The organism is Mucilaginibacter sp. P4_A11 (assembly GCF_056402535.1).
In genome coordinates, this window is record NZ_JBFUHE010000010.1 from 252,847 (window position 1) to 270,405 (window position 17,559).

Annotated in this window: 17 protein-coding genes; 7 read left to right on the top strand and 10 right to left on the bottom strand. The window is 41.5% G+C overall.

The annotated features are described in order from the left end of the window. Positions 1-107: 107 nt before the first annotated feature. The gene (locus tag AC1DUD_RS20090) at positions 108-326 is read left to right on the top strand and encodes a hypothetical protein (RefSeq protein WP_090527160.1); all 219 of its coding nucleotides are present in this window, start codon (positions 108-110) and stop codon (positions 324-326) included. Between the two features lie 56 nt (positions 327-382). Here the strand turns inward: AC1DUD_RS20090 and AC1DUD_RS20095 are convergent, their stop codons facing one another. Beyond that, positions 383-931 (bottom strand): DUF2892 domain-containing protein, encoded by a 549-nt coding sequence (locus AC1DUD_RS20095; protein ID WP_477377613.1) that lies wholly within the window; start codon positions 929-931, stop codon positions 383-385. A gap of 72 nt (positions 932-1,003) precedes the next feature. On the opposite strand from AC1DUD_RS20095, the gene ung reads away from it, so the two are divergent. After that, positions 1,004-1,681, top strand: coding sequence for a uracil-DNA glycosylase (gene ung, locus AC1DUD_RS20100; protein WP_477377615.1), 678 nt, complete (start codon positions 1,004-1,006; stop codon positions 1,679-1,681). 161 nt (positions 1,682-1,842) lie between these two features. On the opposite strand, the gene AC1DUD_RS20105 is transcribed toward ung, so the two are convergent. After that, on the bottom strand, positions 1,843-2,313 hold the full coding sequence (locus AC1DUD_RS20105) for an Lrp/AsnC family transcriptional regulator (protein ID WP_110583415.1): 471 nt from the start codon (positions 2,311-2,313) through the stop codon (positions 1,843-1,845). A 130-nt stretch (positions 2,314-2,443) separates the two neighbouring features. Here AC1DUD_RS20105 and AC1DUD_RS20110 point away from each other — a divergent pair, with 130 nt between their 5' ends. From AC1DUD_RS20110 to smpB, 3 genes are read left to right on the top strand one after another with little or no spacing between them, the layout of a single operon-like run. Continuing rightward, positions 2,444-3,094 carry a metal-dependent transcriptional regulator gene (locus AC1DUD_RS20110; protein WP_477377617.1) on the top strand — a complete coding sequence of 217 codons (651 nt, stop codon included), beginning with the start codon at positions 2,444-2,446 and terminating at the stop codon, positions 3,092-3,094. Continuing rightward, positions 3,091-4,992, top strand: a complete 1,902-nt coding sequence (locus tag AC1DUD_RS20115; protein ID WP_477377619.1) for an Nramp family divalent metal transporter — start codon at positions 3,091-3,093, stop codon at positions 4,990-4,992. The genes AC1DUD_RS20110 and AC1DUD_RS20115 overlap by 4 nt, the downstream gene beginning before the upstream one ends. Before the next feature lie 26 nt (positions 4,993-5,018). Beyond that, a complete protein-coding gene (gene smpB / locus AC1DUD_RS20120; RefSeq protein ID WP_121224698.1) occupies positions 5,019-5,471 on the top strand; it encodes an SsrA-binding protein SmpB in 453 nt (150 codons plus the stop codon). A gap of 139 nt (positions 5,472-5,610) precedes the next feature. On the opposite strand, the gene AC1DUD_RS20125 is transcribed toward smpB, so the two are convergent. The 4 genes from AC1DUD_RS20125 to AC1DUD_RS20140 all read right to left on the bottom strand — a co-directional run bounded on the left by AC1DUD_RS20125 (position 5,611) and on the right by AC1DUD_RS20140 (position 12,064). Beyond that, entirely contained in the window at positions 5,611-6,270 is a 660-nt protein-coding gene (locus AC1DUD_RS20125; protein WP_477377622.1) for a protein-L-isoaspartate(D-aspartate) O-methyltransferase, read from the bottom strand. A gap of 182 nt (positions 6,271-6,452) precedes the next feature. Continuing rightward, the gene (locus AC1DUD_RS20130; RefSeq protein ID WP_477377624.1) at positions 6,453-8,027 is read right to left on the bottom strand and encodes a dihydrolipoamide acetyltransferase family protein; all 1,575 of its coding nucleotides are present in this window, start codon (positions 8,025-8,027) and stop codon (positions 6,453-6,455) included. A gap of 43 nt (positions 8,028-8,070) precedes the next feature. Beyond that, on the bottom strand, positions 8,071-9,318 hold the full coding sequence (locus AC1DUD_RS20135; protein WP_477377626.1) for a competence/damage-inducible protein A: 1,248 nt from the start codon (positions 9,316-9,318) through the stop codon (positions 8,071-8,073). A 7-nt stretch (positions 9,319-9,325) separates the two neighbouring features. Next, positions 9,326-12,064, bottom strand: a complete 2,739-nt coding sequence (locus AC1DUD_RS20140) for a putative LPS assembly protein LptD (RefSeq protein ID WP_477377628.1) — start codon at positions 12,062-12,064, stop codon at positions 9,326-9,328. A 52-nt stretch (positions 12,065-12,116) separates the two neighbouring features. Here AC1DUD_RS20140 and AC1DUD_RS20145 point away from each other — a divergent pair, with 52 nt between their 5' ends. Both AC1DUD_RS20145 and AC1DUD_RS20150 read left to right on the top strand, forming a co-directional pair. Continuing rightward, positions 12,117-13,049 (top strand): N-acetylmuramoyl-L-alanine amidase family protein, encoded by a 933-nt coding sequence (locus AC1DUD_RS20145; protein ID WP_477377630.1) that lies wholly within the window; start codon positions 12,117-12,119, stop codon positions 13,047-13,049. Between the two features lie 110 nt (positions 13,050-13,159). Then, positions 13,160-14,104 carry an MlaD family protein gene (locus AC1DUD_RS20150; RefSeq protein ID WP_477377632.1) on the top strand — a complete coding sequence of 315 codons (945 nt, stop codon included), beginning with the start codon at positions 13,160-13,162 and terminating at the stop codon, positions 14,102-14,104. Between the two features lie 92 nt (positions 14,105-14,196). Here AC1DUD_RS20150 and AC1DUD_RS20155 read toward each other — a convergent pair whose 3' ends face one another. The 4 genes from AC1DUD_RS20155 to AC1DUD_RS20170 form a co-directional block, all read right to left on the bottom strand. Continuing rightward, a complete protein-coding gene (locus AC1DUD_RS20155; RefSeq protein WP_477377634.1) occupies positions 14,197-15,111 on the bottom strand; it encodes a ribonuclease Z in 915 nt (304 codons plus the stop codon). Between the two features lie 22 nt (positions 15,112-15,133). Beyond that, a complete protein-coding gene (locus AC1DUD_RS20160; protein WP_121224683.1) occupies positions 15,134-15,511 on the bottom strand; it encodes an STAS domain-containing protein in 378 nt (125 codons plus the stop codon). Between the two features lie 50 nt (positions 15,512-15,561). Continuing rightward, the gene (locus AC1DUD_RS20165) at positions 15,562-16,506 is read right to left on the bottom strand and encodes a phosphoribosylaminoimidazolesuccinocarboxamide synthase (protein ID WP_477377637.1); all 945 of its coding nucleotides are present in this window, start codon (positions 16,504-16,506) and stop codon (positions 15,562-15,564) included. An 84-nt stretch (positions 16,507-16,590) separates the two neighbouring features. Continuing rightward, positions 16,591-17,556 (bottom strand): PhoH family protein, encoded by a 966-nt coding sequence (locus AC1DUD_RS20170; RefSeq protein ID WP_477377639.1) that lies wholly within the window; start codon positions 17,554-17,556, stop codon positions 16,591-16,593. Between the last annotated feature and the right edge of the window lie 3 nt (positions 17,557-17,559).

Below are 17,559 nucleotides of genomic sequence, written 5' to 3' on the forward strand. Positions count from 1 at the left end.
AACAAACCAAAACCAGCTATAATTTCTTAACAAAAGCTTAAAAAAAATAATACTTTCATTTAAAAAGAGTTAGCTATCATTGTAATAAACACATATATACAAATATCATGACCAACTCAATATTGGAGATCACCGAAAACGAATACCTGATCAAACTTAACAGGAGCAATTTCAACCTGTCGTTCATCAGGAGTTTACTGAAACTTGTTGAAGTGGCCAACCCGTCTGAAGAATCTGAATATTCATCATATACAGACAGCTACGTTCAACCTTATCAAAACCATTCAGCTACGCCTGATTATTTCAGCGCCATTGAAGAAAAATAAAAGGGACGCGATTTTCGCGTCCCTTTTATTTTTTATTCCTTTTTTCTTATTCTCTTTTAGAACTGGCGATATCCGCCCCTTACTACTTGCTTATCCATCTGTGCCAACTGGCCTTTCATCATCTTGATCTGTTCGGTAAGCAATTTGTTCTTATCATCCTTTGATGCTTCTGACAAATACATTTGTGCTTCGCGCTTGTTGCGCTTTGCCATTGAAATACCAGCCAGGCTCAATTTGGCTAAAGCCGTATTGTGCGACATCTTCATACCCAGCGATAAAGCCTTCTTGAAGTATTTCTCTGACTTCATTGGCGCCTTGCGCGATTCGATCAAACCGATCAACAGGTTGTAATAACCATGTTGGTTTTTGTGCAGCTGTTTTTCATAATCAGTAATTTTCAATAACCAAACTTCTGATTTTTCAGAATTTTCTTTACGTAAAAAATACTGGGCAATGATCATGTTTTCGTTAAAGAAAAAGCTAAGCAATATAATACCGCCCATTAACAAAACTAAAAAACCCCATCCCCAAAAACCAAATGCACTAAGTGCGACCGCCGCACCCATCACTACACAAGCAATAACTAACCGAACAATATTTGACATAATTTGTGTTACTATATATTAGCACAAATATCAGTTTATTTGTACGCTTAATCAACTTCTATATAAATATTTATGGCGATTGCGTTACCATCATCATGGCTCGAGGTTTTACAGCAGGAATTTGATAAACCTTACATGCTAAAACTCAAACAATTTTTAAAGGAAGAGCACGAATCCGGACAAATTGTGTACCCTAAAAACGGTGAAATCTTCAATGCGTTTAACACTACTCATTTTGATGATGTTAAAGTGGTGATATTAGGCCAGGACCCTTATCATGGAGCCCATCAGGCGCATGGCCTTTCATTTTCGGTTCAAAAAGGTATTGCCATTCCCCGCTCACTCATTAATATCTATAAAGAGCTCCAAAGCGACATTCCGGGCTTTACCCTTCCCGCGCATGGTAACCTTGAAGAATGGGCAAAACAAGGTGTACTATTACTGAACGCAACTTTAACCGTAAGGGCAGGTGATGCCGGCTCACATCAAAAAAGAGGCTGGGAAGAATTTACAGACGAGGTGATCAAAACCATTTCTGATAAAAAGGAAGACATTGTATTTATACTGTGGGGAGCGTTCGCCCAGTCAAAAGCAGTTTTGATCGACGAAAAGAAACACTTTATTATTCGCTCTCCTCACCCCTCACCTTTCTCGGCAGATCGTGGTTTTTTCGGCAGTAAGCCTTTTTCAAAAACCAACGAGATATTGAAAAAGGAAGGTAAAAAAGAGATTGACTGGCAAATACATTGAGAGAGAGTCAAGACAGTAAGAGTCAAGAATCAAGATTTGAAAAAGTCTGAAAATAAAAAGAGTCAAGAAATGAAAGATATCTAATCCTTCTTCTTGACTCTTTATTCTTATAGTCCTGAATCTTTTCTTGATTCCTGACTCTTACTGTCTTGAATCTTTCTTCAGTACTCCAACGGCACTATCGGCTCTTTTTTACTGGTTGACATGATCATCATGGTTTGGAATGTTTTTACCACGGTAATGCGGCTGATCTTTTCCATAATGAGCTGCTCGTATGACTTAATGTCGCGCACATACACCTTCAGCAAAAAGTCGCACTGGCCGGTCACGTGATGACATTCGGTAACCTCTTTAATATTCTTGATCTCATCCAAAAAAGTTTGAATAGTGTTTTTCTGATGAAAGTCAAGGGAGATCTGGATAAAAGTTTTGATACCTAATCCTAATTTCTCTTCATCTACCAGGGCATGATAGCTCTTAATGTATTCGGCGTTCTCAAGTTTACGCACACGTTCAAGAGTAGGTGCTGGTGAAAGCCCTATCTCGTTAGACAGCTGAAGGTTGGTTATCCTTCCGTTTTCCTGTAAAATCCTGAGTATTTGTAGGTCTATTTTATCTAATTCGGCGGCCATAGTTGTATGCAAATATAGTATTTTCCTTGCTTCACAAAATTTAATTTTTCTTTAAAGTACTTCAACGAAAACATATTTCCTAACGTTTATTTTTTTAGATTAGTCTAAATTTTTTATTAGATTTGTTTAAATGAATACTTTAGCCGAGGAAAACTACTTAAAAGCCATCTATCATCTTGCTGTAAATGATGGAAATGCAAGTACAAATCAAATCGCTTCCTCGCTAAATACCAAAGCATCTTCGGTCACCGATATGCTGAAAAAGCTTGCCGATAAGGCGCTCATCAACTATACTCCTTACCAGGGTGTAAGCCTAACTCCTTCCGGCGAAAAGATAGCCATAAGCATTATCCGTAAGCATCGGCTGTGGGAATACTTTCTGGTTGAGAAACTTAATTTCAAGTGGGACCAGGTACATGACCTTGCCGAAGAGATGGAACATATCTCATCTGAAGAACTGATTGACCGCCTTGACGAGTTTATGGGCTATCCCAAGCACGACCCGCATGGCGACCCTATACCGGATTGTAATGGCCGGTTTGCCACGCATGAGTTAAAACCTGTTTCGGCGGTAACGGTTAATCAGGGCGGCGTTATTTCAGGCGTACGCGACCATAGTTCATCATTTTTACAATACCTCGATAAAAAACAGCTTACCATCGGCTGCAAAATAATGATCACTGATATTATTGAATATGACCATTCGGTAGTGGTACAAACAGGCAATAAAGAAGTGCATATAAGCCGTGAGGTAGCTAACAATTTGCTTATAGCCCTATGAACAATACACACACCGAATCTTTAGGCAACGTACACGGATCTGTAATCACCGAAAACAAAACCGGCTGGCGTAAACTCATGGCTTTTTTAGGCCCGGCTTACCTGGTAAGCGTGGGCTACATGGATCCGGGTAATTGGGCAACAGATATTGCCGGTGGCAGTGCCTTTGGGTATAAGCTCATCTGGGTGTTGTTTGTATCAAACATGATAGCGTTGCTCCTGCAATCGCTGGCGGCCCGGTTAGGGATAGTGCGCGGGCTCGACCTTGCACAAGCTTCCAAAAATGCCTATCCGCGTTTCGCAAATTTTTGTTTGTATATTTTAGCACAGATAGCCATTGTAGCATGTGACCTTGCCGAAATCATCGGTATGGCCATTGGCTTAAAGCTGCTGTTTCATTTACCGTTGATCTGGGGCGTATCACTTACCATTACAGATACTGTACTGATGCTCTACCTTATGAATAAGGGTATGCGCAAGCTTGAGGGTTTCATTATTTCGATGATCTTTATAGTCGGGCTCTCCTTTTTGGTTGAAATGTTTATTGTTAAGCCGGATGTAATAGAGGTGGCAAAGGGCTTCATTCCCACTAATTTATTTAAAGGCGATAAAATAAGCCAGCAGATGCTTTATATAGCTATCGGCATCATTGGTGCAACGGTGATGCCGCATAATTTATACCTGCATTCATCACTTGTGCAAACCCGTAAAATAACCCGCACGGAAGAAGGCTTCAGAGCTGCTATTAAGTTTAACCTTTTTGATACTGTTATAGCCCTTAACCTTGCTTTTTTTGTAAATGCGGCTATTTTGATATTAGCAGCAAGCGCTTTCTTCAGAAACGGCTATTTTGAAGTGGCAGAAATCCAGGATGCGTTTAAACTTCTTGAACATATTTTTGGAGCCATTGCACCAACCTTATTTGCCATAGCGTTGATAGCCTCGGGCCAGAGTTCAACTATTACAGGTACGCTTGCCGGGCAGATCATCATGGAAGGCCATATCAACCTGCGGATAGAACCCTGGTTACGCCGCCTGCTCACCCGTGTGCTGGCTATTGTGCCAGCTGTGTTTACCATACTTTATTATGGAGAGGAAGGTTTAGGCAAACTCCTGATCTTGAGCCAGGTGGTATTAAGTCTGCAACTGGGCTTCGCGGTAATCCCGCTCATCCATTTTACATCCGACAGGAAAAGAATGGGCAAATTTGCTATCAATTTCCAGACAAGGGCATTGGCATGGGCAAGCGCCCTATTAATTGTAGCGTTAAATGCCAAGCTGGTATATGAACAAATTGGGGATTGGGTAAACGGCAACCCGTCATCAATATGGATCTATGCTATAGTGGTTCCGATTGTTATTGGTGTAGCTATACTGCTGGTCTACGTTTTTATACGACCATTGTTATTTAAACATTATGACAGACCAGCCATTGTGCCGCACGGTATAGCCAATGCTATTACCGAGCTTGATGCCATCACTTATAGCCATATTGCCATAACCATCGATTTTTCAAAAAATGATACCGACTGCCTTCGCCACGCCATTATGCAGGGTGGTAAAACGGCCGATTATACATTGATACATGTTGTTGAAACTGCCGGCGCACGCTATTATGGCGGCCAAGTATTAGATAATGAAACCCAGATCGATTTTAACAACCTCGACAAGTATGTTTGCGCTTTAAAAAATCTTGGCTACAATGCCCAGGGACAAATTGGTTACGGTAACCCTGCCAGTGCCATTGCCGAGATTGTAAAGGATGAAAAGATTGATTTCATTGTAATGGGCTCGCACGGGCACAAGGCACTGAAAGACCTTATATTTGGCACAACCGTAAACTCTGTAAGGCACAAGGTTAATGTGCCGGTGCTGGTGGTAAAGCCACAGTCAAACTAATTTTGTAAGTTTGCGGTCGAATAATTATGAGCGAGGATAAGATCTACATAAAAAATAAAAAAGCCTACTTTGAGTACCATATACTTGATAAATACGTAGCGGGAATACAACTGCTGGGTACCGAAATCAAGTCTATAAGACAAGGGAAGGCTAATATTAACGACGCTTTTTGTACATTCATTAACAACCAGCTATACGTACGTAACCTGCATATTTCTGAATATTCATTTGGCTCGTTCTATAACCACGAGGCTAAACGCGACCGTATCCTGCTGCTAAATAAAAAAGAGCTCAAAAAACTCCAAACCCGCGGCGAAGAGCGGGGACTGACCATAGTTCCGCTGGCCCTATTTATCAGCGAGCGCGGTTTTGCAAAACTGGAGATCGGATTAGCACAAGGTAAAAAGACATTCGATAAACGCGAAACATTAAAAGAGCGCGATACCAAGATAGAATTGGACAGGGTGATGAAAAGGTAGTTGCCCCCCAAGCCCCCTAATGGGGGAGCTTCTTAGTATGATCGATCAAGCATTTAAATAATAAACAAGGCCCGGATTCAAAATTCGGGCCTTGTTTATTAATATGCAAATCAGAAATTCCCCCTTTAGGTTAGGGGGCTTACCAAGCCTTATCCCCTACCAACGGCACAAACCTGAAGGTATCCAGCACAATTTTTTCGTAATCGTTATCCCCTACTTTTAGTATCGTAACCATCTTTTGGGTTTCCTCGTCGCCAACCGGGATAACCAGGATGCCACCTATATTTAATTGCTTTAACAATACTTCAGGTACGGTTGGTGCACCGGCAGTTACAATTATCTTATCATAAGGTGCGTAATCGGCTATACCAACAGAGCCATCACCCAGGAAAAAATGGGCATTATATCCCATTTCATTGGGCAATACAAATTTAGTGCGATGATATAGCTTTTCCTGACGTTCTATGGTATAAACAATAGCGCCAAGCTCAAGCAGTACACAGGTTTGATACCCGGAGCCTGTACCTATTTCAAGTACTTTATCTCCCCTGCGAATATGCAGCAATTCAGTTTGATAGGCCACAGTATAAGGTTGCGATATGGTTTGCCCTTCGCCTATCGGGAACGCAATATCCCTGTAAGCCTGGTTCCAGAAAGTTTCATCAAAAAAGAAATGACGTTTTACCTTACCAATAGCCTCTAAAACGTGTTCGTCGCCAATTCCCTTTTTTCTTAAAACATCAACCAATCTTTTACGGGCGCCCTGTTCGCGGTAATTATCAATATACTTATAAGCCATTTTCAAAGGCAAAGTTAATACGATTTTTTGCTATAAGTATGATTTAACAGGGTTTTAAAGCCAGTAGAGATTTATGTGCTTCATTAGTAAAAATTTAAAATTCAATTTTCGAACGATGCCCCTTAAACGGGGAACGCCGGACAATTTGCCCGGCGTTCCCTGTTTAATATATATCTAAGCGTTTATACTTCCCTGCTGCTATCCCATTTCTCTAAATAATCAGCCACACGCCTTACAAAGGAACCTCCTAAGGCACCATCAACAACACGGTGATCATATGATAATGAAAGAAACATCATATGGCGTATAGCGATCATATCGCCTTCTTTTGTTTCAATTACGGCCGGCTTTTTCTTAATAGCGCCGACAGCTAAAATAGCAACCTGCGGCTGATTAATTATCGGTGTACCCATAACATTACCAAACGAGCCAACATTGGTGATGGTAAATGTACCCTCTTTTACATCATCGGGTTGTAGCTTACCGTTACGTGCGCGGTTTGCCAGGTCATTAACCGCCTTGCTTAACCCAACAAGATTAAGCTCATCGGCCTTTTTAATTACAGGGACTATGAGGTTACCACTTGGCAATGCTGTTGCCATGCTGATATTGATAGCCGCTTTCTTAATGATCTGGGTACCATTAACTGATACATTGATCATCGGGAAATCTTTAATGGCTTTCACCACGGCTTCAATAAATATAGGCGTAAAGGTTATTTTTTCACCTTCGCGTTTTTCAAAGCTATTCTTTACTTTTTCACGCCATAGCACAAGGTTGGTAACATCGGCTTCAACAAACGAGGTAACGTGAGGCGATGTTTGCTTGCTCATCACCATATGGTCGGCAATTAAACGGCGCATCCTGTCCATTTCAATGATCTCATCAGCACCAGATACTGAAGCGGCCGGCGCAGTTTTTTGCTCAACAGGCGAAACTTTCGGCGCTTCCGCTTTTACAGGTTCAGGAGTTGCGGCAATTACAGGTTGAGCTACCGATTCTGGGGCTTGCACAGTTATGTTTACCGGTTCAGCAACCGGCTGTGTTTCCTTCACTGGCTCAGCAACTTTTACAGGTTCAGTTGATTGACCATTAACCGGTACTGCAAAAGCTGGTGGCTGGATATTTTGAACCGTTGGAGTTTTAGCCTGCAGGTAGTTCAGCAGGTCATCCTTGGTTAAACGGCCCTCAGAACCTGTTCCGGGGATGCCATCAAGCTCATTAATGCTAATGCTTTCCTGCGCGGCAATATTTCTTACCAAGGGCGAATAAAAGCGCCCTTCCGACTTAAATACAGGACTAGCAGATGAGCTTTTTTGCTCAAGCTGATCTATACCGGGGATACCTGATAAATTTTCAGGTTGAATTTCGTTAAGCTCAGGTTCAGGAGCTTTTTCAGTTTCTGTAAACTGAACGGTTTCGTGATAAGTTGATTCTGCTATTTTGGGCTCTTCGGCAGGTTGAGGAGCAGGAGCTTCTTCCGGTTGTACAGTTACCGGCGCAGCAGCTTCAGGTTCATCAGTTTCAATGATGGCTATAACCGCGCCAACCTGCACAACGTCGTTTTCTTTATACAGTTGTTCAACTAACTTACCTGCTACAGGCGAAGGCACATCCGAGTCAACTTTATCGGTGGCAATTTCCATCACCGCATCGTCAGCATTAACCTTATCACCCGGATTTTTCACCCATTTGATAACGGTTGCTTCGGCAACGCTCTCCCCCATTTTTGGCAATAACAGCTGGTATTTGGCCATACAGTAGAATATAGTTTAACCCCAAAATTATGTATTTAAATCTTTACTTTTTAATTTCAGTAAGTAAAGTATTCAACATTGACAGGGCCATTACCGCACTCCGTTCAATGTTTTGGCGGCGTTTACTGCCAAATGTGTATTTTTTTATCAATGATTTACCTTTTCCTGCAGCCGCAATCCACACAGTACCAACGGGTTTATCTTCTGTTCCGCCGCCAGGGCCTGCTACGCCCGTAATGGCGACGGCAAAATCCGATTTGAAATTTAACAGTGCACCTTCTACCATTTCTGTTACAGTTTCTTCGCTAACGGCCCCATGCTGCCATAAAGTTTCGTTCTTTACCCCCAGGATACTCTCTTTTAATTCGTACGAATACGATACCGCCCCACCTAAAAACACGTGCGATGAACCCGGATGCTGGGTAAACAAATGTGAAAGATAACCACCGGTGCAGCTTTCTGCCACCGATAAAGTAAGACCGTTATTTTCCATCAAATCAAGAATTGCCTTTTCAAGCGGAATATCCTGATCAATAACAAACGGCGAGCCTATCCGCTCTATAAACCGGGCGGCAAATGCATCCACTTCTTTTTGCAAAGCGGCCTGGTCTTCGCCAAAAGCACTTAAGCGTAAACGCACCTGGCCTAACTTGGGCAGGTAGGCAAGCTTAATATATGATGGCAGATCGTTCTCAATATCCGCTATCCGTTCAGCCAAAAATGATTCACCTTCTCCAACGGTCAGCAGTGTTTTATGGATAATTACTGGTAGCTTAAAAGTAGCTTTAACTTTAGGCAGTACCTGCCCCTCCATCATGTACATCATCTCAAAAGGTACACCCGGCATCGACACATAGATAACACCATTATGGTTAAACCACATCCCCGGCGCTGTGCCGTTTTCATTCCTCACTACTTCGCAATTAGCAGGAACAAAAGCCTGCTGCTTATTAACTTCCAGTAATGGACGGTTGTATTTAGCAAAAATGCGTTCTACATTGGCAAGGGCTTCCACATTTTCAACAAGTTCAACGCCAAAATATTCGGCCAATGTTTTTTTGGTGATATCATCTTTTGTGGGGCCAAGGCCACCAGTGATAAAAATAATATTGGCCCGATGGGCTGCTTCCGATAATGCTTTCAGGATATGCTCCTTATCGTCGCTTATTGATGAGATCTGTTTTACCCGTACCCCTATCTTATTAAGTTCGGTAGCCATCCAGGCCGAATTAGTATCAACAATTTGCCCGATAAGTATTTCGTCGCCGATGGTAATTATTTCTGCCAGCATTATTATATTAATAAAAAGATGATTGTGGATTGTAATCGCTTTTCTTGCTCAGTTTCAGATCCTGCAAGATAGACGCCTTCACCTTTAAAGTTACGTTATACATTTTATATACGCCAAAAGGAATCCACTGAAAGGCCAGGTCCCAGCAATGCAGGTCGCGATATATTGAAAACGATGTTGCACTGGCAAACTTAGCCGCCTTAATATCATATGTGGTAGTGTACTGGATCTTCCACTTTTGTGTAAGGTTCACATCACCCGATACCTGGAGTGTATTGCTGGTTGTTTTGGTATTTAAATAGTTTTGATAGCTAAAGCTATAATTAAGCGAGATATTCCACGGAACATTAAAGTCAACATAAGCATTCGGATCGCTGTTTACCAGGGCCAGCCGTTGGGCCTGGTTGGTATTCATGGTTGCAATAGTATTGAGGGCCGCGTTACCCGGAGTTGCCTTGGTTGAATTTAAACTCCCGCCCATAGAGATATTTAAACCTGTTAAAGTTGGGAATTTCCCGTCCTGCCAGGCATACCTGTTGACGTAGCGGCTTGTTTTTACTATCTGATTATTTGCAATAGAATCACTTACCTTTGTTATATACGGACTAAATACTCCCGAAAAACTGATGCTTAATTTTTGATTAAAAATAGCAGTATGGCCCGAAAATGAGATATCTGACAGTTTCATTGAATCAGCCGCGAAATTATAAAAGGTAGAGAACGACAGGCCCTGCAAAATAGTGATCTTCCGGTCAGTGCCCGATGTATCTGTGCTTTTTGCCTTTACCTTAGCCTCTATGGTATTATCTACCGAGAAGTTTAAGCCGGCCTGCTTACCCGCCGATGGCCCCCCGTAAACCCCATTCTGAAAAATCGAATATTTTTGGTAAGTATAAGGATAAGGCACAGTAGCTGTACTTACCGCAGTTCTGTAATAACCGAAACTCGGGTCGCTGAAGTCGGGACGATAGCTAAAACTTATTGAAGGGGTTGCCACGTGCCTGATGGCTCTCAGGTTACCATGTTTAAAATTGATAGTACCATATAATTTGGTTGAGATACCTGTACTTACACTATACTCCCCGGCACGCTTAAAGCCCGGTATAGTATCAATAATTAGCTGGTTTGAGCCGGCAATACTCCCCCTTTCAAACCTTTCGTTAATGCTTTGAAAATACCAGCGCTCGGTATAGTTCACACTGTTATTAAACTGAAAGTATTTCAACACGTTTAAACCTAAACTAACCGGAATGGTATGCTGAAAACCATTTTGTAACCGCTTTGACAAAGTTTCGCTCTTGAACAATTGACTTTCAGGGATATCGCTCAACTTATTAGTACCTACCAAATTATAACTGATAGTAATTTTCTGATACCATTTTTGTTCGCCTACCCTATTTTTGGAATCGAAGGGATTTATTGACGACATACCAAAAGCAATGGTAGGTAATTCGATATTTACTGTTTTACGGGCTATATCCTGGCTATGCGAAATGCCTATACTTAAGTTAAAAGGTGTACCCGCCCAAGTTTTGCCATAGGCGATACTTGAACGTAAACTACTTTGCGCAATAGAATTAACGTTATAATTACTTGCCGATGGTGTATTCCTGAAGAAACCGGAAGTACCTGCATCAACGGAAGCACTAAAAGTTGAACCAGGATTGGCATTGGCATCCTGTACATGCGACCAGTAAATGTGCGCATCCTTAGTAGCAGGGTCACCCTCCAGTCCATAGTTATGCGAGCCGAAGCTCAGCGTAACGTTACCTGTATATTTATAGCGTTTAAGATAACGTGCCGTGCTGCTCAGCTCATAAGAACCTTTTGAGTAAATGGAGCCTGTGGTAGTTAAATCAACGTAATCACTTATACCTATATAATATCCCAGCCCTTTAAGGTAAAAGCCCAAGGTATTATCCTCACCAAAAGTTGGTAAAATAACACCCGATGTCCTGGTATCCGGCTTTGGGAAAAAGCCAAAAGGTATACCCAACGGTAATGGCACGCCTTCAATTTCAAGATAAGCAGGCCCTGATATAATCCGTTTCTTTTCGCCTATACCACGGGTTATCACAATACCAAAGTGCGTATCAGGGTAAGGAAGATCACAGGTACTGAAAATTACGTTGCGGTAAGCAACCTCATCATCATTTAGCTTTTTTGCCTGTCCACCCGAAATAAAGTTACCTTCCTGCTCGGATGCAGGATTATAGATCTTTACTTTTTTGGTTTGATAATTAAAAATAAGGGAGTCGGATGCTACAGGCTTATCCGTTTTTTGTTTCATGATAGGCCTGCGGGTATATTGATGCGTGCGCGGATCAATACTCCCCCGAGCAAATATGAGGTGGTTTTTATCGTCAACCCTGATATAATCTGCATCAAGCTCAAAATCTTCATAGGTTACCCGGGCTTTTCCGTAAAACTGGGTGATCTGGTGCTCCCTGTCTGAGTGTGTCGAATCCTCGGCGGTTGCCTTTACTTCTGATTGTAGCCCACCTTTATTTTTTTTAGTGGTATCATTCGCGGGTAAAGAATTTACCGGTTTACCATTTCTTAGTGGCGTAATTGAGCCGGATTTTTTACCTTTAAGAAGTTTCTTATCACGAAGCGAATCAAGTTTGATAATAGTATCAGTTAAAGGCCGCCTGCCATTGCTGCTATTTAAAATAGTGCCAGCGTTAGCAAGTCCATTTACTATTAATATAATTGCAAGCAGAAAAAAAAGGGTTATGAATTTCAAAATTGATTATGAATAGTATTTTTGCAGATATAGTTAACAGCGTTCAAAAATAATGAAAAATAAGGCATTGAAAAGATTGATTTATAGTTTGTGGGTATTGCTGGTTCTCCTTTCATTTTTTCCTTTTAAATCATACAGTTCTATTGTAACTAATAATATTAATTCTCAAAAGGATACTGTGATAAACAGTACCGGTTTTAAGATTAAAACCATCATTATCGACCCGGGGCATGGTGGCAAACCATCAGCTTCTACAGGTCATTATTCGCACGGTGCATCGGGTTCTTATTCGTCAGAAAGGAATGTAACGCTGGCTATTGGCTTTAAATTGCAAGCTGCTATAGAAAAAGAATTAACCGGGGTGAAGGCTGTAATGACCCGTACTACTGAAGATGATGTTTCATTTGAGCGTAGGGCCGAAATAGCCAATGAAAACAAAGGACAGTTATTTATTTCACTGCACTGTAACTCATTATCTGACAGAACCATTCGCGAAAAGGTTGGCACTAAACGCCATAAAGCGGTATATCGTACGGTCAGGGTTCCGGACAGATCAGGCAAAGGCGTACTGATTTTGGTTTATGGTTTGCACCGCACTCGCGAAGAGGAAAGCGCTATTCAGAAAAACCAGGTTGGCGAAGAATCAGAACTTGACGGCGGCGCATTAGACCCCAACGATCCGATGACCATCATTTTAACAAATGAGTACAAAAGGAAGTTCAGACAGCAAAGTATTAAGCTGGCTACTTTAATTAACGGCGAATTTACCGATACTGACGGGAGACGAAGTGAGGGTATCAGGGAGCAGGGAATTTATGTACTTTGCCACAGCGCGATGCCATCAGTATTGGTTGAAACCGGATACATCAATAACCCCGATGACGAAAAATACCTTAACTCGGAAGATGGACAAAACGAGATCGTAGCTTCGATCATCCGTGCATTAACAAGCTATAAAAAAGAGATGGAGCAGGTTTCGCAATAATTATAAAGGCAAACTGTTACCTTCTGTGTAAATAAAACGTACATCATAAAACATATAAGCCTGGTGCAGGTTTATAACCTTAAACACAATTAACGTATAAACTCTACTTAATGAAAATCTCTAACGAAACCAAAATTGGCGCGCTTACGGCCATCGCAATTACTATACTTATATTAGGTTACAGTTATTTACGTGGTAATGATGTTTTTTCAGGATCAAACAAATACTACGCTATTTATAACAGCGTTGAAGGTTTAACCGTTTCCAAACCCGTGCTGGTAAATGGTTTCCAGATAGGCCGCATTTCCAAAATGCAACTTCAGCAAGATGGGCATACGGTTGTAGAATTTAAAATTGATCCGGATGTTGTTATCCCTAAAAACACTTTAGCGAAACTGGAAAGTACCGATCTTTTGGGCAGTAAGGCCATAGTCTTTGAGTTAGGAAACAGCAACGTATCTGCCGAAGACAAGGATACACTTAGGGCCGATATCCAGGGAAGCCTTGCTGAAACCCTGCAGCCGATACAGAAAAAGGCAGAAATGCTGATGTCAAAACTTGATTCGTCATTGAGCGCTGTTAATAAGATCCTGAACCCTAACTTTCAGAAAAATATCGACCGCAGCTTCATGAGCATTGCCAACTCGCTGCAAACGCTTGAAGGCACCACGAAAAAAATAGATTACCTGGTAGGTTCACAAACAGGCCATATCGATGCTATACTTTCCAATGCCGAAGTTGTATCCGGAAACTTAAAAACAAGTACAACACACCTTAACGGCATGACGGCCAACTTTGAAAAAGTAAGTAACGACGTTGCCGCTGCTAACCTGAAACAAACGCTTGATAATGCAAACAAAGCCATGGCCGATTTGCAGGCAACTATTGCCAAGATCAACAACAGCCAGGGATCTTTGGGTTTATTGCTTAATGATGATAAGATGTACAAAAATCTTACAGACGCATCAAACAACCTCAACAACCTGTTCATCGATTTAAAAGCACATCCGAAACGTTATGTAAGCTTCTCGGTATTTGGCGGCAAGAAAGATTAATGAAGAGCTAAAAGCTGAATGCGCAAAGTTTAAAGCTTTAAAAGCTTGATTGAGCTTTCAGCTTTTTGCCTTAAGCTTTTAGCTCTAAAAAACTATTCTATAAAGAAGGTTTTCCCCTCAATTGCAAGTTCAGTTGAGGGGAAATTTATTTTAGCCTCATCCAATAACTCATTCAGGGTTTTATAGCGGGCCGAAAAATGGCCTATGAGTAGTTTTTTAGCGTTAGTTTTCAGGGCTATCTCTCCTGCCTGTAACGCTGTGGTATGATGGGTAATAACAGCCCTGTCGAGCATATCATTTAAAAACGTAGACTCATGATAAAGCAGCGTGGCGTTAGCGATTTGGGCAAAGTAGTTTTCATTATACATCGTATCGGAGCAGTAAGCATAGCTTTTAGGCTCGGCCGAATCAATGGTCAAATCCTCATTTTTGTAAACTTTGCCTTTTTCATCCGTATAATCTCCGCCTTTTTTTAATATCGAATAATAGGCGACAGAAATATCAAGGCTTTCTATTTTCTCCTTGATCAGCTTACGTAAACGTTTCTTTTCCTTAAATAAAAAGCCCGTACAGGCAATCCGGTGATCAAGCGGTATGGTTTCAACAACGACATCATTATTGCTTATCAAAACTTCAATTTGCTGCGCATTAGTAAATATGTATTCAATTGGGAACTGTAGCTCCGTATCTGAATATTTTAATTGCAGGTCAATGATCTCCTTTAAGGGTTCGGGACAAACTAATTTAAGCGCCTTTTTACGCCCGTTAAGGTGCATGGATGACAATAGACCAACCAGCCCTAAATAATGATCGCCGTGAAGATGACTAATTAAAATGTGATCAATGCGACCGGCTTTGATATCAAAGCGGAGCATTTGTTGCTGCGTGCCTTCGCCGCAGTCTATCAAATACAGGCGCTCATTGATATTGAGCACCTGTGAAGTGGGATTCCTGTTAAAAATGGGGGTTGCGGAGCTGCTGCCAAGGATTGTTACCTCAAATTTCATAATAGGTAAGCAATCAAATGGTTTATCTTGCTTCTTTTTTTAATTCCTTTTCAATCTCTTCCATAAAGATATGATCGACACCTTCTTCGGCAGTTGGAACAATGGTTAATACATTATCCAGTTGAGATATGGTTACCAAACGGGCAACCGCATCATTTAAACCCGCCAGAATGAAGGAACCCGATGCATTTTTACATAAGCGGTGGCCAACCAGCAAGCTGCTTAAGCCCGATGAATCGGCATATTTCACCTGCGACAAGTCGAGAATAATGTTGCGCTGGCCCTCTGTATTGATCAAAATCAATTCTGATTTTAACTGAGGAGTTACTATTGAATTTAATTTTGACTCATTAAGCTTCAATAATATATATTTCTCGTGTTTATCTACAGTAAATTTCATTCTTATTAAAATTAATAAGCTAAGATAAATATTTTATGGATATTTAAAAATTACATAACACTCAAGGCGTTATTAATTGCGGTTTCAACACGAGTTAACACACTGCCTTCAGCAGGCTTGACAAATGCCTCGCCAATAATCTGCTCGTAAAGCTCAATATAACGTTCGGATATCGAATTAACAATTTCTTCGGTCATAACCGGCACTACCTGCCCATCTTTACCTTGGAAACCATTTTCGATAAGCCATTTGCGCACAAACTCTTTCGAAAGCTGTTTTTGGGCTTCTCCCTTTTGCTGACGGTCTTCGTACCCTTCTTTATAAAAATATCTTGAGGAGTCGGGTGTATGGATCTCATCAATCAGGTAGATCTGGCCGTCAACCTTGCCAAATTCATACTTGGTATCTACCAATATTAAACCTTGTTTAGCTGCAATTTCGGTACCGCGTTTAAACAGGGCCCGGGTATAGGCTTCAAGCTTAACATAATCTTCTTCAGATACGATGCCTTTTGCGAGGATCTCCTCACGTGAAATATCTTCATCATGCCCTACCGATGCCTTAGTTGTTGGTGTGATGATAGGTTCGGGCAGTATATCATTTTCTTTTAAACCTTCAGGCAAAGCTACACCGCATACATGGCGCCTGCCTGCACTATACTCGCGCGCAGCATGACCTGCCAGGTAACCGCGGATCACCATCTCTACCTTAAATGGCTCACAAATGCGGCCAATAGTAACGCTTGGGTCCGGAACTGAAATAACCCAGTTTGGAACAATATCTGCCGTTGCTTCTAAAAAGCGGGCAGCAATCTGGTTAAGCACCTGCCCTTTAAAAGGAATTGCTTCAGGCAGTACAACATCAAAGGCCGAAATACGGTCGGTAACAACCATGGCCAGGAATTTATTATCTATCGTATAAACATCGCGTACTTTCCCCTTGTAAAAAGCCGTTTGGCCGGGAAAGTTAAAATGTGTTTCGTTTATTGCGTTCATGTTAAGAATAAAGAATATAGAGTCAAGAAGCAAGACAGAAACACGACTTCCTGCATCTTGATTCTTGACTCTTGTATCTGTGTTTTACTGTATATCCCCGTAAGCTTCTAATATCTTACGTACTAATTTATGCCTTACTACGTCTTCGCCGCTCAGGTAAACTATTTCAATGCCTTTAATATCTGTCAGGATCCTTAAAGCGGTATGTAAGCCGGATTGTTGTTTTTTTGGCAAATCTATCTGCGTAACATCACCTGTAACAATAAACTTAGCCGATGGCCCCATACGGGTCAAAAACATCTTGAGCTGCATATCGGTAGCATTCTGGGCCTCATCCAAAATAACAAAACAGTTATCAAGGGTACGGCCACGCATAAAGGCCAGCGGTGCAATCTCAATAGTACGGTTCTCCAGGTAAACCTTTAGTTTTTCGGCCGGGATCATGTCATCCAAAGCATCATACAAAGGCCTCAGGTACGGGTCGATCTTTTCTTTAAGGTCGCCCGGTAAAAAACCGAGGTTCTCCCCGGCCTCAACAGCCGGGCGGGTTAATATAATGCGTTTAATTTCCTTATTTTTAAGCGCCCTCACCGCCAATGCAACTGCAGTATAAGTTTTACCGGTACCTGCCGGACCAATGGCAAAAAGGATATCACTTTTATTGATACTATCAACCATGCGGCGCTGATTGGTAGTACGGGCCCTAACCATAATACCGTTTGGCCCAAATACAATTACTTCACCACTTGCAAATTTATCAACAGCTGTTGGTTCAGCAACCGTGGTGGCATTGCTGGTTCTTGAACCAAGAATACGTTCGAGGTCGGTTATGTTAAGATTTTCAAATTTCTCAACATGATTTATCAGGTGGGTAAACTTCTCCTGGAAAATATTGATCTCATTTTCATCGCCCAAAATCTTCACTTCACTGCCACGGGCAACTATTTTAAGCTTGGGGTATTGTTTCTTAATGATCTCAAAATGATCATTATTCGGTCCCCACAGCACTGCAGGGTTTACGTTTTCAATTGATAGCTTAAGTTCGTTCAATAC